At 62.4% G+C, this 21,323-nt stretch carries 20 protein-coding genes and 6 pseudogenes; 14 read left to right on the forward strand and 12 right to left on the reverse strand.

Annotated elements, in window-relative coordinates:
- Positions 1 to 231: pseudogene (locus tag EV663_RS14695) on the forward strand (phosphoglucosamine mutase); the annotation flags it as partial.
- A 150-nt stretch (positions 232 to 381) separates the two neighbouring features.
- On the opposite strand, the pseudogene EV663_RS14700 reads toward EV663_RS14695, so the two are convergent.
- Positions 382 to 507: pseudogene (locus tag EV663_RS14700) on the reverse strand (transposase domain-containing protein); the annotation flags it as partial.
- Positions 508 to 652: 145 nt separating this feature from the next.
- Here EV663_RS14700 and EV663_RS15910 point away from each other — a divergent pair.
- Positions 653 to 1,007, forward strand: a pseudogene (locus EV663_RS15910) (IS5/IS1182 family transposase); the annotation flags it as partial.
- 1,810 nt (positions 1,008 to 2,817) lie between these two features.
- Here the strand turns inward: EV663_RS15910 and EV663_RS14710 are convergent.
- The 4 genes from EV663_RS14710 to EV663_RS14725 form a co-directional block, all read right to left on the reverse strand.
- Positions 2,818 to 4,095, reverse strand: a complete 1,278-nt coding sequence (locus EV663_RS14710) for a Y-family DNA polymerase (protein WP_132953179.1) — start codon at positions 4,093 to 4,095, stop codon at positions 2,818 to 2,820.
- Positions 4,092 to 4,526, reverse strand: coding sequence for a S24 family peptidase (locus EV663_RS14715; RefSeq protein ID WP_132953214.1), 435 nt, complete (start codon positions 4,524 to 4,526; stop codon positions 4,092 to 4,094). The genes EV663_RS14710 and EV663_RS14715 overlap by 4 nt, the downstream gene beginning before the upstream one ends.
- 118 nt (positions 4,527 to 4,644) lie before the next feature.
- On the reverse strand, positions 4,645 to 5,088 hold the full coding sequence (locus EV663_RS16080) for a helix-turn-helix domain-containing protein (protein WP_425057148.1): 444 nt from the start codon (positions 5,086 to 5,088) through the stop codon (positions 4,645 to 4,647).
- A 48-nt stretch (positions 5,089 to 5,136) separates the two neighbouring features.
- On the reverse strand, positions 5,137 to 6,759 hold the full coding sequence (locus tag EV663_RS14725; RefSeq protein ID WP_132953183.1) for a Fic family protein: 1,623 nt from the start codon (positions 6,757 to 6,759) through the stop codon (positions 5,137 to 5,139).
- A 448-nt stretch (positions 6,760 to 7,207) separates the two neighbouring features.
- Here EV663_RS14725 and EV663_RS14735 point away from each other — a divergent pair, with 448 nt between their 5' ends.
- The gene (locus EV663_RS14735) at positions 7,208 to 7,771 is read left to right on the forward strand and encodes a hypothetical protein (protein ID WP_132953185.1); all 564 of its coding nucleotides are present in this window, start codon (positions 7,208 to 7,210) and stop codon (positions 7,769 to 7,771) included.
- Between the two features lie 222 nt (positions 7,772 to 7,993).
- On the opposite strand, the gene EV663_RS14740 is transcribed toward EV663_RS14735, so the two are convergent.
- Together EV663_RS14740 and EV663_RS14745 are read right to left on the reverse strand one after the other, a co-directional pair.
- Positions 7,994 to 8,341 (reverse strand): helix-turn-helix domain-containing protein, encoded by a 348-nt coding sequence (locus tag EV663_RS14740; RefSeq protein ID WP_132953187.1) that lies wholly within the window; start codon positions 8,339 to 8,341, stop codon positions 7,994 to 7,996.
- On the reverse strand, positions 8,338 to 8,715 hold the full coding sequence (locus EV663_RS14745) for a type II toxin-antitoxin system RelE/ParE family toxin (protein ID WP_132953189.1): 378 nt from the start codon (positions 8,713 to 8,715) through the stop codon (positions 8,338 to 8,340). The genes EV663_RS14740 and EV663_RS14745 overlap by 4 nt, the downstream gene beginning before the upstream one ends.
- A gap of 265 nt (positions 8,716 to 8,980) precedes the next feature.
- Between EV663_RS14745 and EV663_RS14750 the strand changes: the two are divergent.
- Positions 8,981 to 9,142 (forward strand): annotated as a pseudogene (locus EV663_RS14750) (transposase domain-containing protein); the annotation flags it as partial.
- Between the two features lie 260 nt (positions 9,143 to 9,402).
- Here EV663_RS14750 and EV663_RS14760 read toward each other — a convergent pair.
- Together EV663_RS14760 and EV663_RS14765 are read right to left on the reverse strand one after the other, a co-directional pair.
- Positions 9,403 to 9,735 carry a helix-turn-helix transcriptional regulator gene (locus tag EV663_RS14760; RefSeq protein ID WP_132953191.1) on the reverse strand — a complete coding sequence of 111 codons (333 nt, stop codon included), beginning with the start codon at positions 9,733 to 9,735 and terminating at the stop codon, positions 9,403 to 9,405.
- Between the two features lie 493 nt (positions 9,736 to 10,228).
- Complete coding sequence (locus tag EV663_RS14765; RefSeq protein ID WP_165910213.1) at positions 10,229 to 10,732, reverse strand: DUF29 family protein; 504 nt, start codon at positions 10,730 to 10,732, stop codon at positions 10,229 to 10,231.
- 550 nt (positions 10,733 to 11,282) lie between these two features.
- Between EV663_RS14765 and EV663_RS16020 the strand changes: the two genes are divergently transcribed.
- From EV663_RS16020 to EV663_RS14795, 6 genes and pseudogenes are all read left to right on the forward strand, one after another.
- On the forward strand, positions 11,283 to 11,543 hold the full coding sequence (locus EV663_RS16020) for an antitoxin Xre-like helix-turn-helix domain-containing protein (RefSeq protein ID WP_341799043.1): 261 nt from the start codon (positions 11,283 to 11,285) through the stop codon (positions 11,541 to 11,543).
- Positions 11,544 to 11,555: 12 nt separating this feature from the next.
- Positions 11,556 to 11,696 (forward strand): annotated as a pseudogene (locus EV663_RS16025) (antitoxin Xre/MbcA/ParS toxin-binding domain-containing protein); the annotation flags it as partial.
- Positions 11,693 to 12,381: pseudogene (locus EV663_RS14775) on the forward strand (RES family NAD+ phosphorylase). The pseudogenes EV663_RS16025 and EV663_RS14775, both read left to right, overlap by 4 nt.
- Positions 12,382 to 12,642: 261 nt before the next feature.
- On the forward strand, positions 12,643 to 12,843 hold the full coding sequence (locus tag EV663_RS14785; protein WP_132953198.1) for a hypothetical protein: 201 nt from the start codon (positions 12,643 to 12,645) through the stop codon (positions 12,841 to 12,843).
- Complete coding sequence (locus tag EV663_RS14790) at positions 12,825 to 14,126, forward strand: hypothetical protein (RefSeq protein ID WP_132953200.1); 1,302 nt, start codon at positions 12,825 to 12,827, stop codon at positions 14,124 to 14,126. Before EV663_RS14785 ends, EV663_RS14790 begins: the two co-directional genes overlap by 19 nt.
- A 32-nt stretch (positions 14,127 to 14,158) precedes the next feature.
- On the forward strand, positions 14,159 to 14,392 hold the full coding sequence (locus tag EV663_RS14795; RefSeq protein ID WP_243697984.1) for an MIT C-terminal domain-containing protein: 234 nt from the start codon (positions 14,159 to 14,161) through the stop codon (positions 14,390 to 14,392).
- A 251-nt stretch (positions 14,393 to 14,643) separates the two neighbouring features.
- Here the strand turns inward: EV663_RS14795 and EV663_RS14800 are convergent, their stop codons facing one another.
- Positions 14,644 to 15,894: a head-tail joining protein gene (locus EV663_RS14800; protein ID WP_132953204.1), complete on the reverse strand. Its 1,251-nt coding sequence runs from the start codon at positions 15,892 to 15,894 to the stop codon at positions 14,644 to 14,646.
- Between the two features lie 58 nt (positions 15,895 to 15,952).
- Here EV663_RS14800 and EV663_RS14805 point away from each other — a divergent pair, with 58 nt between their 5' ends.
- Together EV663_RS14805 and EV663_RS14810 are read left to right on the forward strand one after the other, a co-directional pair.
- A complete protein-coding gene (locus EV663_RS14805) occupies positions 15,953 to 16,333 on the forward strand; it encodes an antitoxin Xre/MbcA/ParS toxin-binding domain-containing protein (protein WP_132602442.1) in 381 nt (126 codons plus the stop codon).
- A complete protein-coding gene (locus tag EV663_RS14810) occupies positions 16,293 to 17,069 on the forward strand; it encodes an RES family NAD+ phosphorylase (protein ID WP_132953206.1) in 777 nt (258 codons plus the stop codon). Before EV663_RS14805 ends, EV663_RS14810 begins: the two co-directional genes overlap by 41 nt.
- A 274-nt stretch (positions 17,070 to 17,343) precedes the next feature.
- Here the strand turns inward: EV663_RS14810 and EV663_RS14815 are convergent, their stop codons facing one another.
- Positions 17,344 to 18,651, reverse strand: coding sequence for a type II toxin-antitoxin system HipA family toxin (locus EV663_RS14815; protein WP_132953208.1), 1,308 nt, complete (start codon positions 18,649 to 18,651; stop codon positions 17,344 to 17,346).
- A complete protein-coding gene (locus EV663_RS14820; RefSeq protein WP_132953209.1) occupies positions 18,648 to 18,938 on the reverse strand; it encodes a helix-turn-helix domain-containing protein in 291 nt (96 codons plus the stop codon). Before EV663_RS14820 ends, EV663_RS14815 begins: the two co-directional genes overlap by 4 nt.
- Before the next feature lie 39 nt (positions 18,939 to 18,977).
- Here EV663_RS14820 and EV663_RS14825 point away from each other — a divergent pair, with 39 nt between their 5' ends.
- Positions 18,978 to 19,178, forward strand: coding sequence for a hypothetical protein (locus tag EV663_RS14825; RefSeq protein ID WP_132953210.1), 201 nt, complete (start codon positions 18,978 to 18,980; stop codon positions 19,176 to 19,178).
- Between the two features lie 127 nt (positions 19,179 to 19,305).
- On the forward strand, positions 19,306 to 21,261 hold the full coding sequence (locus EV663_RS14830) for a type I restriction-modification system subunit M (protein ID WP_132953212.1): 1,956 nt from the start codon (positions 19,306 to 19,308) through the stop codon (positions 21,259 to 21,261).
- Positions 21,262 to 21,323 lie beyond the last annotated feature (62 nt).

Here is a 21,323-nt window from a genome sequence, read left to right on the forward strand (position 1 = left end):
AGGGTGCCGCAACTGCTGAAGAACGTGCGCTTCGCGCCGGGTGGCGATCCGCTGGCGGCGGTCCCGGTGCGCGCGGCGATTGCCGCGGCACAGGCGCGGCTGGCCGGAACGGGGCGGTTGTTGATCCGCAAATCGGGGACCGAACCCCTGATCCGGGTGATGGCAGAGTGCGAGAATGACGCCCTGCTGGTCGAGGTCGTGGACAGCGTGGTTGCCGCGATCGGCAGTTAGTGGAGCTGACCTGTCACGGGATTTTTCCTGCACCATCGATGAGAGTCCGCTCCAACTTGAGGACGGACAATGAAGCGAACGAGATTTACGGACGAGCAAATCATCGGCATTCGTAAGCGCCGCGCGACCACCCTCGGTCCGGTGGCTTGACTATTCAGCGAAGTTCCAGGGCATAAGCTCGGCGATATCGCTCTGCATGTGCTGGTCGAGGATCTTGCGAAGTGTTGCCGCGATATAGGCTTCGGGGTTCACGCCGTTCAGGCGGCAGGTTCCGATTGACCTGCCCCCAAGGATCCGGGCCATACAAAAGGAGAGTTTGTTCTTGTAACGTTCGTCAGAACAAGTAGAACAGACTCGACTTACGGGTGGCCCTGAAAACGGGGGGCAGGTCACGGAGGTGGCGCGCGAAGCAGGGCACCATGCAGCGCAGGAATACCTAGAGACGCTGGATGATGCCGCCTTCGGGGCCGCGTCCCCGAGCCAGCCGAAGTTCGTGGCCAAGTCGGACCCTGCCGCGCAATGGACCCGTGCGGAGGAAAGCCGCCTCTATTTTGCCTATGCCACCAACTTCCTGATCGACACGAAGAGCTCCGTAATCATGGATGTTGAGGCGACGCGCGCCATCCGCCAAGCAGAGGTCGGAGCGTCGTGCACCATGCTGGACAGGACGGAAAAGCGGTTCGGGATCCGACCTGACTGGCTGGCTGGTCGAGAAGCGCAGCATCATTCCCTTCATCCCGGTCATCGACAAGTCGGAGCGGACGGACGGGACGTTCTACCTCCTCCGCGGGGTTCACGCGGACCTTGATCACCTTGGAGCGCTTGGTAGTGTTCGAGGCTGCTACCGGTTCGGTCATGGTGCGCATGGTCAGGTCTCCATGGTTCGGCCGGGCGGCCTTCGCCCGGGGGTTGCATTGGAAACCTATGACATCGCCGCGAAAATCCCGAGCGGGGTGGGGCGGAGAAACGGCGGGGACGTACAGATTTCTGTGGAAAACGCGGCCGGTAGGAGCAGGAATCGGCCATGCCGGGCATGTCCTCGGCGGGCGCTTCCCGACGCCGCGCCCCCGTGAACGGCCTGAAAACCGGACCGGCCGGCAGGGGCAAAAAGGTCCATCATAGGTCCCAGCGGGCCCGCGTATTAGGTGCTTGACGCGGGAGCGACCGGCGCCGCGTCAGCACAGACAGGTCACGCCGCTTTGCCCCGCGGTGCCCGCTGCGTTTCAGGGGACGGGAAGCATGGCTTGCGCAATCAGGAGGACGCCGACATCGCCCCTCCAGGACAGGACATCGGCCGATGGCAGCCGCCCTCAGGCCTGCGCGCGGACAAAATCCGGTGGATCGACCCTTACGCACATTCGTCAGAGGGGGCGCCGTAACTCGCAATGGCCCTGTTCCTCGGTGAAATCCGCGCCTCTCAGGTCGCCCGGGGAGCGGGCCGACGGCCCGGAAATGTCCGCTTTGCCCCTTTCATAACCCCCAAACGCCCTGAAAGGGTGTAACATATTGTCTAAGAACGGGAAAATGGCTATGAAAGCTGCGAAACGGACAACTGGATCGCCCCCTGACGCCATTCTGCGCGATCCGGGGTGTAACGCCGTTTCAGAAAAGACATAAATAACAGGCATGTAACGGGCAATGCTGATGTAACACTTCAAGTTACATGGTCTAAGTGCCTGAATATTCATTCTTCTAAACTATCTATCTATCTATGTAACTAAATATAGATATATATACATACATACACACACACGCAGGCACGCACACACGCGCATGCACGCACATGCGCCCCTGATGGAGATATATTTCTCGGCGTTACGCGTTACACCAGCTAAGTCATTGAAAATAAACGGTCGCGGTGTAACGCGACCTCAGGATCTCGAGTGGAGCGAGTTAAGTTATTGAGAATAATACGAAAAATGCGTAACACCTTTTCAAGGTCATGCATCCAAGCTTCCAAGTCATTGAAAAAAGGCAATATGTCTGGTTTATCGGGAGCGCCTGGCGCAGGGGACGGCGGCCCGCCGCCGCGCATGGCCGGGCTGGCGTGCGCCGACATCCGCGGGTCGGGTCGGGTATTGCCTCTCAGAGCCGCGGAGCGGGCCGCTGAGGGGTCGGGTCGCTTTGTCGGCTATCCCTCGTAGGGTCGCGCAACATCGCGCTCCAGGTCGCCTCTCAGGGCCTCTGCGGCGATGTCGGGTTTTCGTGAAATCCGGTCACGTGCCGAGATCCAGCACGCTCTTGAGGATCGGGTTGCACTTGACGGCCCCGTTGGCGCATTTGGCCAGGATCCTGGTCGGGGTCGATGCTTGCGCGGACGGGGATGCCGACCTTGCGCAGAGGCACTCAGAGACGGCGCGTGGCCAAGTTGGCGCGCCCGGAAATCATCCGAGGGTTGGGTCAAGGATTGCCCTCAGGGCCGCGGAGCGGGCCGCTGGAAGGGTGGGTTGCTCTGTTGGCCGCCCAATTATAGGATCGCTAAACATTGCACTCCAAGGTGCCTCTCAGGGCCTCTACGGCGATGTCGGGTTTTCGTGAACTCCGCTCGCGCCGGGCGCTGAAGCTGATCGAGCGAGGCCAACCCCCTCACCGCACCACCGGCAAGTCGGAGATCCGCGTGGTGTATCGCGGACTGCGATACTCCGCCCGCATCGCCCAGGCCCGCCCCGTCCCTTCGGATCCAAGGACCATGGTCTTCTTGCCGAACCGGGCATTGACCGCATCGAGGGCCTGCATCACCGCGCGGGAGCGCGCCTCGCGCCCGTCCTCCGCATCGAACAGGCTGCGCGGCCGGTCCGCCTCGGCCACCAGCTCATCCAGCAGAACGCCCGACTTCGCGAAGGCGTAAGGGCCTCCCCGTTGCGGCCAGGATGCCTCCACGCAGGCCCGTGCGGCGCGCACGAGGTCTCGTGCATCCGAGGTCATCGGGGTCAGCTTGACGGTCCGGGATGCCGTATGCTGCGGCTTGCCGGTGCTGAACCGGCTGGTGTGGTAGAACACGGTCATGGCTCCCGCGACCAGCCCGTGCTGGCGCAGCTTCTCCGCCGCCCGGGTTGCGTGGGCGGCCAGGGCGCTAACCACCGTCTCCCGGTCCCGCATCGGCGCCCCGGCCGACCGGGTGACGGCCATCCCCTTGCGCGGGGGGGGGGCGGTCTCGAGCGACAGGCAGGGCTCCCCCTGCAATTCCCGGACAGTCCGTTCGAGGACGACGGAGCCGAGGGAGCGGGCCTGCCGGGGCGGCATGTCGCGCAGGTCGGCCGCGGTATGGATCCCGAGCGGCGCCAGCCTGGCGCATGTCCGTTTTCCCACGCCCCAGACATCTCCGACCGGAATGCGCGGCAAGAGCCAGTCCGTCACGGATCGGTCCGCGAGATCCAGCACGCCCTTGAAGATCGGGTTGCGCTTGGCAGCCTCGTTGGCGCATTTGGCCAGGGTCTTGGTCGGGCCGATCCCCACGCGGACGGGGATCCCGACCTGGAGCTGGACCTGCTTGCGCATGGCCTGGGCGTGCGCCTCCCGGTCCCGGAAGCCGTCGAAATCCAGGAAGCTCTCGTCGATCGAATAGACCTCCACCCTCGGCGAGAAGGTCTCGTAGACCTCGACCACGCGGCGCGAGATATCCCCGTACAAGGTGTAGTTGGAGGAAAAGACCCGGACCCCGTGCGCCTCCACCTTGTCCCGGATCAGGTGCAGCGGCGCCCCCATCTCGATCCCGAGCGCCTTGGCCTCGTCGGAGCGGGCGACGGCGCAGCCGTCATTGTTGGACAGCACGATGACGGGGACAGTCTTCAGGCTGGGATCGAAGATCCGCTCCGCGCTCACGTAGAAGTTCGCGCTGTCCGAGATCGCGACCGCGCGGGTCATTCGACCGGGTAGCGCCGCACCACGCCGGCGATCACGCCCCAGATCTCGCTTTCCTCGGTGAGCGGGATGTCCGGGTACGCCTCCCGGCTGTTCGCCGGGGCCAGGTAGAACCGTCCCTCCCGCTTGCGCAGGATCTTGGCGGTCACGGCGCCCTCGACGACGGCCAGGACCGCCCTGCCGATCCGCCGCTTCCCGGCCCGGTCCACCGCGATCAGGTCCCCGTCCCGGATCCCCGCGTCCCACAGGCAGTCCCCTTCCACCCGCCACCAGAAGGTGGAGGTCGGGTGGCGCAGGATCCACGCGATCGGATCGATTTCGTCCTCGAGGTCATCGGCCGCGGGCGAGGGAAATCCCGCGCTTGCGCGCGGAAGCGCGAGCGGCTGGGTCGGGCCGGGGATGCGAACGGGCTTGTCGATCGGGTGAAGCGGCATGGGGTTGGCGTTCACGCTATGTTCTTTCAAAAAACAATAGCAGATCCGACGGCAAATCCAAGGGGCCAGGTCCATGAGGCGATGTGATTTGCAGGGATCCGCGGCGGGACCCTGACCGTCAAGGCACCGCACTGGCGGGCGCGCCATCACCAGCCCTCTGGCTCGGCGCTTTCTGACCGAGGGGGCCGGCAGGTGTTCTTCGCGTGGACGCCGGACGGGAGCGGGCGATGCGCTTGGGGATCGCATCCTCCGCAGTTAGGAGACCTACATCGTCCGTCGCTCGGTCGACCAAGCCCTCGAGGCGGTCCATAAGCCCCAACGCGTGCAGGGCCATCGCGAAAGTGTTGAGTGAGACGCCAGGATCGCCCTGCTCGAGCCGCCGCAGGGTGCTGCGATCGACACCCATGCGCTCGGCCATGTCGATCGTCGACAGAGACCTGACGCGTCGGGCCAGCGCCATATCGCGACCGAGCTTTATCATCGCCGGGTGCACCCGAGGGTGCACGGCGCTTCCTTTCGTGACCTTCGGCGCTGTTTTTGTCATGGTGTCCACATGTCCCATTATTGGATATAATGGCGTATCTGCGCTTCATTCATGCCGTGCCCCAATTCAGGGCCTGTATTCGGCGCTGTCATCTGAGGGTGGTGAGAAGACCTCCCGCACCAGGCTGACGAGGGAGGACACCTCCTCATCGGTCATCTGCTGGAAGATCTTGTTGCGCTTGGCCTTGGACATCTCGCCGCCGTTATTCATGACCACGCTGGCGAACAGGTCCAGCTGCCGCTCCGGCATATCGATCACCTCACGCGCCGCGGCGATGTATGCGTCCCGCCTGCGGACCTCGTCGATCTCGCTCGGGATCGTGTGGTTCAGGACCCGCTCAACGCACCCCCTCAGGAAAAGCGCCTGTTCGGTCGCGTCAAAATAACGATACAGGTCAGCGGTGTCATTGAGCACCTCGACATTCCCGTTCCCGGTGGGGCGCCAATCCATGAGCGGCATGAGCGGCTGATCATGCTGCGCCAGGACGTCCCGATAGCCCTGAATGTCCTCCCAGATCGCCTTCGCGACGGGGACCGTCAGTCCGCCGGGCCGGACACCTCGACGAGCCAGTACGTGCTGCATGAGGTAGCGATGTGTCCGACCGTTCCCGTCCTCAAGCGGGTGGATGAAGACCCACCCGAAACTCACCGCTGCCGCGTGCGAGACCGGGTCGACCTCTGACCCCTCAAGACGCTCGTCCGCGCGGATCAGGGCGTTGATCAGGTCGGACAGGTCCTCAGGCCTCGCGCCGATCCAGAATGGGGAGGGCATGTTATCAACGCGGTCCCCCAGGAAGACGCCGTCACGCCGGAGCCCCGGAACGATAAACCGGTTTGATCGGAGGAGATCCCTCTGAACCCCGATCATCCGGTCCAGGGATAGCGGGGCCTCCCCGGCCCTTGAGATGTGATCGCTCCAACGCTGGATATCCACGTTGGACGGGTTTTCGCCTTCGATCAGGAAGGAGGATCGGGAATCTTTCAGGAGGAGTCGGCGAACCAGCCGACGCCCAAGCTCCCGGTCCGCGCCCGCGAGGTGCGCGCCCAGTATCCTCTCCGACATCTCGGATAGGGGGGTCTCAAACGCGGCCCTCCGCTCAATCAGGGGGCAGAAGCCGGCGTTCCCCGGCAGGTTGTCCCTCACCCGGTGGCGCGGGGAGTTGACCGGAAGACCCGTCTGCCAGAAGTCCGGGTCGATGGCGTCAACGTAGGCCCCGTTGTTCGCAGAGGGGAGGTCAAGACGGCGTCCCGTGAGGAACTCGTAAAGGAACCACGCACGCCTGCGCGGCCCGCTCGTCGGCGCCGCACGCACATGATCGGCCATGATCGGCTCCGGCACGGCAAGGAAGATCCGCTTGAGAGCGAGTAGGTCCAGCCGCTCATGCTTCAGGGCGAAGGTGAGGTGATCGGAGAACGTATCGGGGACGGCGATGTGGCTCCCGTATTGCGCGAACCCGTCCCTACAGATATGCGATTCCCCAACCGGCGCCTTGATCCGACGATCCAGAACCACCGCCGGCGTCTCCGGGGGGCGCGCCTCCGCGTCAAGCCCTTCGATCAGAGCGGCGTAACCAACAAGGGTGGAGCCGGTAGGTTGTGGGCGACCGTGTTGAACGCTGCGGCGTATACGATCAAGCCTCATAATCAGCTCCCTTGGTGTATAAACGATAATATTGGTGTAGAAGTTCAAAAAAATCAATGTATCGGCGTAAAAATAGTTATTTCGCTCGCACTGAGGCCCGTTTGCCTGCCTAAAGGCTGGGGGTGGGGCGCGTGAAGCAGGGGGACGGCCCCGTCAGGTGCGCCGATCTGGAGCGATGTTCTCGTCGACCATATAACTTGTCGGTTGACAATTTAAGAGGGGGAAGTATCTTCAGTACCAAGGAAGAAGCACACGTCGAAGGAAATCGAGGCTGTCGTTCAAGAGCTGGAAGCTCTCGGATGGGATCTGATTGAAGGCAAGGGGCACGTATGGGGAATTCTCCGCTGTCCTGCCAACGATAAGGAGTGCCGCTGCGGCACGTTCTGCAACATGTCGGTGTGGTCCACACCCAAGAACCCGCAGCAGCACGCGAAGAAGGTTAGGCAGAAGGCCCTGTCCTGCGTGAGGCTTGGGAAAAAAGACGAAGGAAAAGCCGATGGCTGAAGAATTCGAATTCGAACTGGTCTTCGCGCTTCCCGAAGGAGAGCACGACGCATTTGCCCTGTCCGACGCCGTCTTCGAGGCTGGCTTTGAAGATGCCCTTGTGGGCACGGGCCAGGCTGGCCTGGTCGGCGTGGAGCTGGAGGTTGAAGGGGACGACGCAGAGGTCGTGATCCTCGATGCTGCGCGGGCACTGATCAAGGCGCTGCCGCAAGGCACTGTCCTGCGCGAGGTTCGCCCTGACCTGGTCAGCTTGGCCGATGTGGCGGAGAAGCTGGAGGTCAAGCGTCAGGCCCTTCAACAGCGCAAGATGCCACTGCCGGTCTCTGGTGGGCTCTACCGCATCGATGAGATGGCCGCCGCCGTGATGGAGGCCTCGAAGCCGAAAAAGGGTCAAAGGCGCGCGAGGATGAACATTGCTGCAGCGTTGAAGTGGTTCCGGGCTGGAATAGCCGCACGAAAGGTGAATGCACAGCTGACGATGTCCGAGATTGATCCAGCGACAATTGAACGATCGCCGCGGTCGGAGAGGGAAGAGCCCGCCTTCCTGCATTCATGAGAAAAGGCCGGCCCCTGGGGCCAGCCCCTGGCGGTAAATGTTGATCATCCGGGTTTTGCCCGCAAGGCTAATTGAAAGCCGAGAAGATCAGCTGCCTTTGGGATCGGATCAAGCGTTGGCATGTGCCAACGACGCGTCAGACCTCGATGCGAATGTGCCTCATAGCCTTCGGCCCCGTTTCGATCATCTGGAAGCAAGACAGGAAGGAGGCTGCTGCAATCCTCACGCCGCGACCGGAACGCGCTTCTTCGCAGTTGCAATCGACAGGCGGCCCTGGTCGACCTTCGGGCTCTTCTTCTTGATCACGATATCGATGTCCCGACCGAGCTTGAGCAGCATCCGCAGGATCCTGTCGGACGTGATGCCTTCAAGCTTGCCGTTCATGATCCTGGAGACGTGGGACTGAGGAATACCGAGGAGTTCTCCGGCATCGCGCTGCGTCAGGTGGCGATGCTTGATAATGGAGGCGACCTGAATCGCGAGTGCAGCCTTCAGGCTCAGATCTTCGGCGTCTTCAAGGCCAAGATCCGCAAAGACGTTACCGGAACTGTCTGTGATTTCTTCCGTCATGGCAATGGTCTCTTCCTGTAGTCCGCCTCGGCAATCTTGATCCGAGACTTGATCATTTCGATGTCTTTGGGCGGCGTCTTGATGCCCGTCTTCGATTTCTTCTGGAAGGCGTGCAGAACATACACGACCCCTTTCAGGCGGAGGAGGTAGACACAGCGGTAAGTGTCACCGTCATGGTCATCCACGATCTCCAGAACACCAGAGCCAACGCCCTTGAAAGGTTTGGCACTGCCGGCCTTCTGGCCTGCCTGTGCGAACATCAAGGCGGTCCCGATGTCTTTCCTGACCTGGACTGGGAAGTCCTGAAGGTCCTTCCGTGAACTTCCAACCCATCGACATGGTTTGAGCGACGCCTCCCGTGGCTTGATACTCATTTAAGTATATCCCTGTCAATCTTCAAGTGCCCTCTTCCGGGAACATGTTGGCAGCTGCCAGCGCGATGCGCGCACTGAAATGCGTCTGCATGTCGATCGGCATCGAATCGTGACCCCTAATCGGTGCCCCAAATTGGCCCTTTGGATCTGAACGGGCACGACGTCGCGTAGTCCCAAATTAAAGCAGCGGCGGCGGCCAGCAGGATTCCCGCTGCCCCCGAAGATATCTTCGAGACGCTCGATACCTATTTTCCCCATTCGGATGACGGTCATCGAGACCTGCAAAATGAACGGTGTCGATCCTCATGCGTGGCTGTCCGCCACACTCACCGCAATCGTCCAGGGCCACAAGCAGAGCCAGATCGACGATCTGCTGCCGTGGAACTTCCTCCCTGGAGAAGCCCATCACAGAGCAACGGCACCCTGAGATCACCGGTGCGGCCCCAGGCATCCGGCGATCCGTCGCGCAGGCAACTGGCCATTTCCATGTTCGGCGGCGGATCGATCCGGCCGCGCTGAAGGGGTAGCTCGGGTGTGTAAAGGGGGATGGCGTTCGCCCGGTCCAGATAGCTGGCACCATAGTTGAAGGCGTAACGGCCGCCCTCCGACGTGATGCGACCGGCCACGACCGCCTCGGTTTGGCCCGGCAACCAGACCCAGACGAAGGCGCTGTCGGGCGTCCTGCGGTCAGAAGTCATCATCGACCTCCGTACGGGAAGGGCGGACGCTCTTGGGCAGAAGGGTCAGCTTTTCGGCAAGCCGGCCGTTTTCCGTGCGCAGAGCCGCGTCGCCCTGGTCGAACAGGCGCACACCTGCCAATGCCGCGGCTTCGAACACAGTGCCGATCTCGGGCCCCGGCGCGCCCTTCTCGATGTTGTGGAGCGTCGTGCGGCTGATGCCGACGCGGTCGGCCAGATCCTGTGCCGTCATCCCGCGCTCAATGCGGCCGATCCGGATCAACTTGCCGAGAACCGACAGGGCTTCACGCGTCTGGCGCGCGTAACTTCTTTTGCGCTTCATGCCGGTCTCCAGGCAGGTTGCTCATGTTCAATTTGATGAACGTTAGTGCAACTCGTGTCCGTTTAATTGAACAACGTTGGCGCGACTTGATGCCATTGTCAAGGTTTGCGTTCGGTTAAATGAACGTCAGAAGTCCTTGTGTGCACTTAAATGTACGACACCATTCCATTGAACGTAAACACCTATGCTCTCCTCGATCCCGCAGGGCTCCATGCGTGCCGGTGTTTCCATGTGTGCCGTGCCGATCCTGAAACTTGATGTTTTTCCTTCTATACATGGGCTTGGTGGGAAAATGAAGGAGGGTGTGCCGATGTGGCGTGCCGGTTTTCCAGGCATGAAGAGGGGCCGGGCTGCGGATGGCGTTTTCGACAAGGGTGGCGTCGATGTCGACGCGCCCATCTGCTCAAGCAGGCGTGATAGGCTGATCGGTTTCGATCTCTCACTCCGGAAGTGCCTCTCGATGCAGGACCGAGAGGCATCGGGGATGGGGTGATCAAGGCTCTGGCGGTCGAATGACCGCCGATGAGATCTGGTTCCGCGCCGCCTCGACGGTGAACTCATCCCCCATCATCCAGTCCAGGTCCACAGGGCAGGAGGATTCGAAGCTTTTTGGGGATGACCCGTGTTGTCCGAGCGCGAGCGCGGCCTCCCGCTGCGCCTTCTTCCAGACGGCGTCCATGTCGATCCGCTGCCGGTAGGAGCCCCCGTAAGAGTCCGACGCGTCAAGCGTGAAGGTCATGACCTCCCGTTCCCAATGATTGACAGCGTCGGCATCAGGATCGGATACGATCTTGATGAGGTGGACCAAGGCTTTCCGGACCAGGCTCTGCACTCGCAAAACGTCACTTCGACCCAAATCTTCCACCTCTTCGATGAGGAGGTCAAAGTCGACCCCGTCGAACTCTTCAAGCTGGAACTGCGAGATTGCGCGCAGGCGGTTGGCCTGGTCAATCGTCCAGGCCAGGAAGTCCTCCTGGTACATTGCCCCGTCCGCCATCATGGATATCCCATTAAATGTGGTCTGCCACTCAAGCACGGTTCAGCCAGAAAATCCAGCGCTGAGCGGCCATCTCCAGAGATATAGTCGTTTTTCTGTTCTGATCCGACATTCCCCAAGTGGTGTGCCGATTGACCCCGAACGCAGATAAACTCTACGATCAGCATATCGAAGAACTGAAAGCCGAAGGGGAGATAGAAAAATGACTGGCCGTACGTCCTTTTCAACTCTGCGCAATCGTATGTCGCCGGAAGCGCAGGCGCGCGCACACGCAAAATCTGAAGCCCTGGAAACAGAGATGGCGCTGGCTGAAGTGCGGCGCGCCATGCAACTCTCTCAAGAGGAGCTCGCGCGCCTCGCTATCCGCAAGGCACCCGTATGCGACAGGTAGAGATGGGCCCATTCCACCTCGAATAGCTCCCAGTCGACCAGAGTAGTCAGCCTGGGCGAGGTGATGGCGGCGCCTGGGGCGTGAAGCCTTTCCTGAAGGAACGGACTGTCCTTGCCTTTTGGCACATAGAACATATTTTCATGCCAAAGGAGGCAGGCCATGCAGTTTGCCACAATTCACCCGATCACCGCGCGCCCCGACCTTCCCGTCATCACCGACGAGGAGGCGGCAGTGCTGGCACGCACCACCGTCAACCTGTTCCGCGCCTGGGGCCTTGCGGATAGCGAGGCGCGCGTGCTCCTGGGGGGCATGGCCCAGCGTACCTGGGCGCGTTGGAAGGCCGGCGACATCGGCCGCATCGATCGTGATCTCCGCGCGCGCATGGCGATCCTGATGGGCATTCAAAAGGCCCTGCGCTAACTTTTCACCGACCCCGCACGCGGCTATGCGTGGATCCGCAAGCCCAACGAGGTCTTCGACGGGCAGAGCGCGCTCGACATCATGATGCGCGGCGAGATCACCGACCTGATCGATCTGCGGGCCTATCTGGATGCTGAACGGGGTGCCTGGTGAATGTCCCTGTCCGCCGCGTGACATGGCCTCGCACTGTCCGCATCATCCGCTCGATCCACCCGCCCATCGACCTGTTCGAAGACATTGCCGACCCCGCCGATTGGGAGGCGCTGGCCTCGGCCGAGGCCAAGTTCAATCCGCGCATCCGCGAGAGCATCGGTGATCTCTCCAAGGTGCCCGTCGCCCGCCGCGTGACCGGCCCCGGTGCGAGTTGGGTCATGGCGCCCTTCGTCCATTGCTCGCCCCTGCGGCCGGGGCGGTTCTCGGACGGCAGTTTCGGCCTCTACTTCGCCGGCGATCGCACCGAGGTCGCCATTGCCGAAACCATCCACCACCACGCCCGCTTCATGCGCTCCACGAACGAGGCGCCTGGATGGACGTCACAGTTCCGCGAACTGATCGGGTCCGTCGATGCGGATCTGGATGACGTCGCCGGCCGCGCCGACCTGTTGGATCCGGACGATTACCGCGCCTCCCAGGTTTTCGGGGCTGAGCGGCGCGCGGCCGGGTCGAACGGCATCACCTGGCCTAGCATCCGCTATCCCGAGGGCCGGTGCATCGCCGTCTTCTGGCCCGACGTGATCCCGATCCCGACCCAGGGGCGCACTTCGCCTATCACTGGAACGGCGAGGTGGTGGATTACGTCAAGCAGTTGAACAGCGGGGAGGTGTGGCGCGTCACATGACCCTGGAAGATGGATCGCGCATCGGCAATGGGGCCCTGATTACGCAGCTGCGGCATCTCTATCCACAGGTTTTTCGGGGAGAGGGATTCTTTCGCTCTCCCACAACCAATAGGTTATCAGTAGACGGTCGCCTGGAATCGAAGGTTCGGGGATCGAAACTGAATTATCATGAGCGGCAACAAGCGCAGGCAACCGCGCCGGACAATCCAGCCCCATCATCCTGAACCAAAAGACAAACTCCGCACGAAGAGACCTTGTTACATGCAAAATCTGATCGACGACCTGAAGGAAGCACTCGCCCCGGACGCGTCCCTTTTCGAGGGTGGTGATCTCCTCAAGAGCGTCGTAATCGAACGCGCCCTGCAGATGGATCCCGACCTCATCGGCATGCTGGTCACGTCGGATCGGTTGAAATCCCATTTCTTCACGGAGGCCGTACCACCATGTCCGAGGCGCAGTTGATCGGCCGGGGCGCGCGCTATTACCCGTTCGCTCATCCGGAAGATGATGACCTGCCGCGTGATCGCCGCAAATTCGATCTCGACGCCGAGAACGATCTTCGGATCCTGGAGCAGCTCCATTACCACTGCTCTCATAACCCGCGCTATATCGACGACATCAAGAAGGCCCTCCGGAATGTCGGGCTGATCGATGAAACCGCCCGAAAGGTGACGCTCCGCGTGAAGGACAGTTTCAAGGACACGGACTTCTTCCGGCGCGGCCATGTCTGGGTGAACAGGCGCATCCGGAATGCGCGCGACGAGATCGACAAGCTGTCGGATTACATGGATGACCGGGCGCTGGATTATGGCGCGTTTCTTTCGGGCCGTGTGATCGAAACCGGGGCCTTCGATGGGGATCGGGTCATCGACACCGGTGCCGGCGAACAGACGGCCCGCACGATGAGCCTCACAGAGCTTGGCGTGAGCACCGTGCGTTTCGCCTTGGACGGGATGCCATTCTTCACCTTCGAGCGCCTCCAGGAGCTCTTTCCTAGCCTTCGAAGCCGCTCCCAGTTCATCACGGATATCGATTTCCTGGGTGGTGTAACCATCACGTTGCGCGGACGAGAAAGGCATCTCATGTCTCTCTCGCCGGCGGACCGGCTTGATGTCGCGCGCTTTGCGCTGCGGAAGGTAGAGGGGACCATCAAAGCTACGAAGGTGGATTTCCGGGGGACGCGGGAATTCGAGCCTTACATGATCCGCGAAACGCTTACCGACAGGACACTGAAGATTGGGGTTCAGGGTGAGCAGGGTCGGCCTTGGTCAGAGTCGGAAGTGCCTGGGGCCGATGCCATCGACCTGCATGCCGAGGATTGGCATGTTTTCGACGAGTCCTACGGAACGGATCAGGAGAAGCACCTGATCCGCTTCATCCATGATCACAAGGACTTGCTGCGCAAGCGGTTCGAGGAGTTCTACCTCGTCCGGAACGAGAAGATGGTCACGATATATTCCTTCGATTCGGGGCGTGCGTTCGAACCGGATTTCATCCTGTTTCTCCGCGAGAGGGGCGACGATGCGATTACCACGATCCAGGTATTCATCGAACCGAAAGGACGAAAGCTGATGCCTGATGAGCAATGGAAGGAAGACTTCCTCGCCCAGATCGGGGAGGAGTTCGAGCTGGCCACGTTGTTTAGGGGGCAGGACTACCTCATTCGAGGCTTGCCATTCTACAATTCGTCCAGTGCTGCTGCGCCTGCGTTCCAGAAATCGTTCGATGCGCTGCTCGATACCTGAAAACTATCCGGGATGCCATCGCCCCCCTGGGGGTGGCGTTCAGCTGGGAGTTCGACGGTAGCGGGGCGATCCACGCGCGTCACCTCGTGACGGATACAGGCTGGAAGATCCTGCTTGACCGGGGGCTGGACGTGTTCCAGCGCGTCGATCTGATGAACGGCTTTTCGCCGGCCAGCCGTCACCAGGAGGTGCGCCCCGTCCGGGCCTTCGAGGTGACTTACCTGAGGGAAGGGGAGAAGGCGGTCGATCAAGGGCCGCGCCCATAGCCTCATCAGAAATTCTGAAGGACGACATATGGAAGACCGGCCCCCATCCGCCCCCTTCTCAGGCCTCCTCGAGGATGCTGTTCCCCCGCATGGCAACAAGTCGGGTCTCTAGACAGGTGGTTTTTCTATTGTGGTAGCCTACATCGTAAACGCTTTCATGCAGTACCAGGAGGCGCGGGACATGCTGATGACCCTGATGCTCCAACCGCCCAAGCCGGGCAAGCGTCTCCCGGCAGAAGGCGGCCAGCGCGTCAATCTGGGGTCGGAATTTCATCGTGAAGGACCGGCATAAGCCCTCCGAGGGTGGGGGCGATCCGTCTTGATAGGGCCGCCTCAGACCCAAGGTCCGGCTTGGTCGGAGTCCCATCCGGGCACAGGAACAGATGGCCGGCGCTTTCCGGAGGAAGAACCTCGAGAAGAGCTTCCGCTTCCCTGACCGCCTCCCGGAACCGCTTCGCGATATCAACCGGGTCCACGCCACCCTCGACGTTCAACATGGAAAGATCGCCCGGGGAGATACGTGCATTCCGCCTGATCTCCTCCAGGATCAACCCGGGCGGCAAGCCGGCATCCTTTCCACTGGCCGCCCAGATCAGAATACCGAGGGGGAGGCGGGTTTCATGCCACTGAAGGACGTCGAAAACATCCCGCGACTCCCTGCGAGACGCGAAAGCGAGGATCTTGTTGGTCGCAGCGTCGGCCCAGTGAAGGCGGAATCCGAACTCCGGATCCATGACGGGAGCGAAAAAATGCCAGGCCGCCTCATGCGCCCAGTCAACCTTGACGGCATCTGTGCCCCGCGAAACTACAGCGCGTACAAAACCGGGCGTCTCCGTTATCGGCGTCACCACATACCCGTTCTCGGACAGGATAATGCAATCGATCTCATAGGTTTTCACGGTGATGGCGGCGCTGTCGTGAAAATAATCGATATCATCCGAAAAACGTCGTCCCTCCAAAGAGGAGATGGACCCCCCCGCCAGGTAAGCGGATCGGGTCTTGCTGGAAGCCAGCAGGCGCATGAGCTCGTACTGAAATGCGGTGAGAGGCATCGCCTTTACCTGGCCGGTGATGACAGGAACGGCCTCAATCGAGCCGCGTAATCCATCGCACCTCGCGGACCGGACAGAAGCTCCTTGTAGACAATGTGGATGTTGCCCGGATCCGTCGCGGCACGCTTGTCGGCCCACCACAGGATGGCAGGATGAAACCGTTCCCAGATCTCGATCAGCAGCGGACGAAGAAGGTCCTTTTCCGGTTTGCTCGACATCACCCCATCCTCGGTCTGAGCTCTCTTTTCGAATATAGGGGAAAACCCGTCGGAAAGATAGTTTGCCCTCAGTCCAGAGACGGGCGTTGCCGAAGTCGGTGACGGCATCGCCACGCCGGGTAACGATGCGCACGAGGACCGGCACGCCGCCATCGGCGATGTAGACCGCGTCTCGGCCGATGTTCGGATCAGCGAAGAGCGCCGTAAGCGCGGCGGAGAGGGCATCCGGCATGTTTCCTCTTTCCTCAGAAAGGAAGTGATACTATGTTTTCCTCAGACAGGAGAAGGCCATGACCCTTTCCCATCAGATCGCCCGGAGTCCCGAGGCTGGTGCCGTGCTGACCAAGGCCACGCTGCGGGCGGCAGACCGACTTGGCCTTTCTGGCCGACAACTGGCCGACATCGTCGGCGTCTCCGAGGCAACCGTGTCGCGCTGGAAACGGGGCGAAAGCCTGCTTGAGCCGGGCTCGAAGCCCTTCGAGCTTGCGGCCCTGCTTGTGCGGACCTTCCGCTCGCTCGACGCGATCACCGGGGGGGACGAGGCGGTGGCTCGACGCTGGCTGGCCGCTCCCAACACGGCGCTCGCGGCACGGCCCGTGGAGCGGATGGCGCAGGTGCAGGGGCTTGTCGATGTCACGACCTATCTGGACGCAAGACGCGCTCCGCTCTGAGACGCGGCCCTACGCGGGCCCGGCATGGCGGTTCGTCGAGGCCCAGCACCGGGTCTCGACCTTGAAGCTTGTCGACAGCCTCGCCGAACAGGCGGCCCTCGAGGAGATCCTCGAGGCCACGAAGCCGCCCCTGCCGGAGGAATGCCGCGCGCTCGATTACCTGCTGGCCACGCCTTTCCGTTATCGCCCCTATCCGGCAGGATCGCGGTTTCGCCGGGCGGGACTGACGCCCGGCGTCTGGTACGGGGCCGAGGCGCCCGAGACGGCGGCAGCCGAAATGGTCTTCTACCGCTTTCTGTTCTACGCCGAGAGCCCGGAGACGCCCTTTCCCGACGATGCGGCCGAATACACCGCCTTCTCGGCGGCGGTCGCAACGATTGTGGCGGTCGACCTGACGGCCGGGGAACTGGCCACCGATCATGTTGTCTGGACCCACCTCACCGACTACGCAGCCTGCCAGGATCTGGCCGAGGACGCCCGCGAGATCGGTGCCGAGGTGATCCGCTACGCCTCTGTCCGCGATCCTGCCCGGGGCGCGAACCTTGCCGTGCTGACCTGCCGTGCCTTTGCCGCACCGCAGCCGGTCGAACGACAGACCTGGCGCATCCGGATCGGCCCTACCGGCGCGCAGGCGCTGCGCGAGCATCCGCGCCTCGGGCTCGAGTTCCCGAAGGACAGCTTCGCCCCGGACCCACGCCTTGCCGGCATGCTCTGGGACCGCCCCCGCGCCCGGTAGGCCTTCCAGCGCGACAACGCGATGCGCAACGCCTTCATGCAGGACCAGGAGGCGCGGGACATGCTGATGACCCTGATGTTCCAGCGCGCGGTTCGGGCGGCTGGGGACGCTGCCTGAGCAAAATGCATGCAACAAGTGCAAGCGCATCTATCTTGGTGCCATGAGCAACGCGCAAGCCCGCTTCATGGAAGCGAACGCTCTGAGAAAGACCCCAGTGCCGCGCGGAAGACACGGGTACGATTGGAACACTCACCGCAAACGCAGAGCCGGCACCCTAGAGCCGTCCGGCGATCCGGAGCGCGTTGGCCTCGACGAGCTCCGCAATCTGCGCGACATATCCAGCCGTTGCGCCCGGCAGGGCCGCGACTTCTTCGGTGACCCGCACGCGGTTGGCCACAAGGCGATCGACGAGCTCCTGGACGCGGTTGCGGACATCGGTTGGGCGATAGCCGATCTCTTGGGCAATCGCCTCCCAATGCCGGCCCGCGATGCCGTCGGCCGTGCGTTTCTTGCCCGCGATGCTATGGGCGAAGGCCTGGACCACATGGGGCCAGGCCAACACCGAGGAGACATCGTAGAGGGGCGCCAGACGCGGCGGCTCGGCTAGGGGCAGGATCAGCGAATAGTTCTTCGCATGCGCGTCGGTATTGGCGACGAGGATGTTGAAGATGACCTGGTCGAGCAAAGCCAGCGCACCGCGCGCGCTGACATGCCGACCTGTGTCGAGAAGCGTCTTCAGATCGAGCCCGGGCAGCGTGCCGCGCTCGTATTTCCGGCCGGGGGGCAGGCCGTTGGCCTGCGCGAAATCCTCCTGGTGGAGGCGCACCAACTGCCCGTGCCGGCCGAGCCTGCGGTCATAGCGCAGGACAGCGATCGCGCTGCGGCCCTCGGCGCGCAGGATGGTTGCCTGCGCCGCCTCGAGACCGATGGCCGCGGCCATCCGGAGGCACCAGACCTCGTTCTCGGTGATGCCGGGCAGGTTGGGGTTGTCCGGTTTCACGATCAGGGTCGACGGCGCCCCGTGCAGCGGGACGGCCAGGACATTCCCCGGTTCGGGCAGGCGCAGCACCGGCCTGCCATCGGGATCGAGCACCGCCAGCGCGGATTTCTTCTGGCCGCCGGCCAGCGATTGTCGCACGCCCTCCTCCCCGACGAGGAACGGTCGGCTGCCGAGATCCTCGAAATGGTGATCAAGCGCCGCGGCGGGAGTGTCGATGCCATAGAGATCGGTGAGCGGGCGATAGGCCCACCGGCTGCGGTCGGAGGCCAGCCCGAAGGAAAGCGCGCCGGCCGTATCGCCGCCGATCCGTTCGAGCATGGCCAGCGCATCCGCCTGATCGAGGCCAAGGGAGCGTGTGAGGCTGCGGAGTTGTTCCTCTTCCGGCAAGAGGTTCGCGAGCCAGGGCGAGATGATTTCGGACGTGTACGGGGCCGCGCGCAGAGGCATCGTGACCGACAGCGGAAACGCGCCCCTCGTCTGCCGCCAGCGGTCCGCGTAGCGCAGCGAGAGCGCGCCATCTGCGGCCACCTCGACATCGGCCACGTGCAGCGCATCGAACCAGACCGGCACGGATCGCGTCACAGGTAGTCCCCGAGATCGTAGCCTTCAGCGGGGGCGTCGTCACCGGTGCTGGCGTCGTCTGCGTGATCCGCCAGCAGGGCCATGACCGGCACCCGCAGCGCCGCCGCGATCTTCGCCAGCGTCGTCAGCCGCGCGTCGCGCTTGCCCGTCTCGATCAGCGACAACGCGGGCGCGCTGATCCCGGTGAGGCGGGCAAGCTGCTCGAGCGTAAGGTCCTGATCCGCACGCAACGCCCGGAGGCGTCGCCCGACATCGGCGAGCAGGTTCGGTTCGATCTCCATGGTCATCGCGATTCAAATTATCTTTTTCAGTAAATATACCGGCTGATGTCCGGAATTTCAAGCTGGTTTATCTTTCTCGGTAAAATAGTGTCGGTCTCGGCTGAAACCAACCTGCCATTACCGTATTCGATTAGGTGGGTGGCGCCGATCAGGCCTTCTCGCGCCTTTCCGGACGCGCGGGTGCCGCGGGAGCAGCAGATCGTGCTGGCCCACCACGACGAGGTGATAGCGGCGCTTGGTGCGTGAGTTATCGGGGCGGGCTGCGTAATTTCTATCCACAGGTTTTTCGGGGCGGGGGATTCTTTCTGTCTCCTGCAATCACTAGCTTATCGAAAGCTGCCGAAAACGGGCATCACTTCGAAGGAGGCCGGCCTTGAGCCAGGACACCATCAACACCAACACCGCTTTCATCTGGTCGATCGCGGAATTGTTGCGCGGCGATTTCAAGCAGTCCGAATACGGCAAGATCGTGCTGCCTTTCACGATCCTGCGCCGTCTCGATTGCCTGCTTGAACCCACGAAGGAGGCGGTGCTGGCCACGGCGGAATCCCTGCCCGAGGAAACCGACGAGGTGGCCCGGATGATGATCCTTGGCGCGGCAGCCAATGCCGGCGGGCAGATCTACAACGAAAGCCGGTTTACCTTCCAGACCCTGCGCCAGCAGGACGCCGGCGAATTGCGGACCAACCTTGTCGATTACCTCGCGTGCTTCAGCCCGAATGTCCAGGACATCTTCCTCGAGAAGTTCGAGATGACCGAGGTCCTGAAGAAGCTCGATAACGCGGGGTCGCTCTGGATGGTCTTCGACCGGTTCTGCCAGATCGACCTGCACCCCGAACGGGTCTCCAACCTGGAGATGGGCTACCTGTTCGAGGAGCTGATCCGGCGCTTTTCGGAAATCTCGAACGAGACCGCGGGGGAGCATTTCACGCCGCGCGAGGTGGTCCGCCTCATGGTCGACCTGCTGCTGGTCAATGACGAGGATGCGCTTTCCGGGAAAGGTGTCATCCGGCGCGTCTATGACCCGGCCTGCGGAACAGGCGGCATGCTGTCGGTCGCGGAAGAGGCCATGAAGACGCTGAACCCGGACCTCAATGTCGACCTCTTCGGGCAGGAGCTCAACGGCGAGTCCTTCGCGATCTGCAAGTCCGACATGATGATCAAGGGCCACGACGCCTCGCGCATCGCCTATGGCAACACGCTGACCGAGGACGCCCACCGGGGCGAGACCTTCCATTACATGCTGTCGAATCCGCCCTACGGGGTGGACTGGAAGAAATACGCCGCACCCATCAAGGAAGAGGCGGAGGAGATGGGCCACGAGGGCCGGTTCGGCGCGGGGCTGCCGCGGATCTCCGATGGCCAGCTTCTCTTCGTGCAGCACATGATCTCGAAGATGCGGGAGGACGGGAACGGCTCGCGCATCGGTATCGTGATGAATGGCTCGCCGCTCTTCACCGGCGGCGCCGGTTCCGGGGAGAGCGAGATCCGGCGCTGGATGCTGGAAAACGACCTCGTCGAGGCGATCGTGGCCTTGCCCACGGACATCTTCTACAACACCGGCATCCAGACCTATATCTGGATCCTGTCCAACCGGAAGCCGGAGAAGCGCCGGGGCAAGGTCCAGCTGATCGATGCCTCGGGCGAGGCGTTCTGGACTTCGATGCGTAAATCCCTGGGCTCGAAGCGGCGCTTCATTCCCGACGAGGCCCGGGCCGAGATCGTGCGAATCTATGGCGAGTTCCTGAACGGGGAGAGCGGCTATTCGGAGGTGTCGAAGATCTTCGACACGGCGGATTTCGGGTACCGGGAAATCCGGGTCGAGCGGCCGTTGAGGCTCGCCTTCGCCGCCACGCCCGAGGCGCTGGAGGCGTTGCAGGATGGCTTGCCCGCTGGTCAGCGATGGATGAACCGCGAGGATTTCGACACCGCGCTCTCCGCAGCCCTCCGCGGCAAGGGCATCAAGATCGGCGCGCCGGTCAAGAAGGCGATCCTGTCCGCGCTGTCCGAACGCGACGAGGATGCCGCGGTTTGCACCGACAGGCACGGCAATCCCGAACCCGACACCGATCTGCGCGATCACGAACTGGTGCCGCTGAACGAGGACTGGCGCGCCTATGTGCAGCGCGAGGTTCTGCCCTTCGTCCCCGAGGCTTTCGTGGATGAGAGCTATACCGACGCGCAGGATGGCGGCGTTGGACGTGTCGGGTATGAAATCAACTTCAACCGCTACTTCTACAAATACGTGCCGCCGAGACCGCTGGAAGAGATCGACGCCGAGTTGAAGGCGCTGGAAGTGACCTGCCCCCCGGAAGTTCCCTCGCTGTGATGTAGAGTCTGCCCAACCTGAGAAGGAGCAGACGACATGAGGAAAAGCCGTTTCACCGAGGC

Origin of the sequence: Rhodovulum bhavnagarense, from assembly GCF_004343505.1 — a bacterium.
In the GTDB taxonomy this organism is placed as follows: Bacteria; Pseudomonadota; Alphaproteobacteria; order Rhodobacterales; family Rhodobacteraceae; genus Rhodovulum; species Rhodovulum bhavnagarense.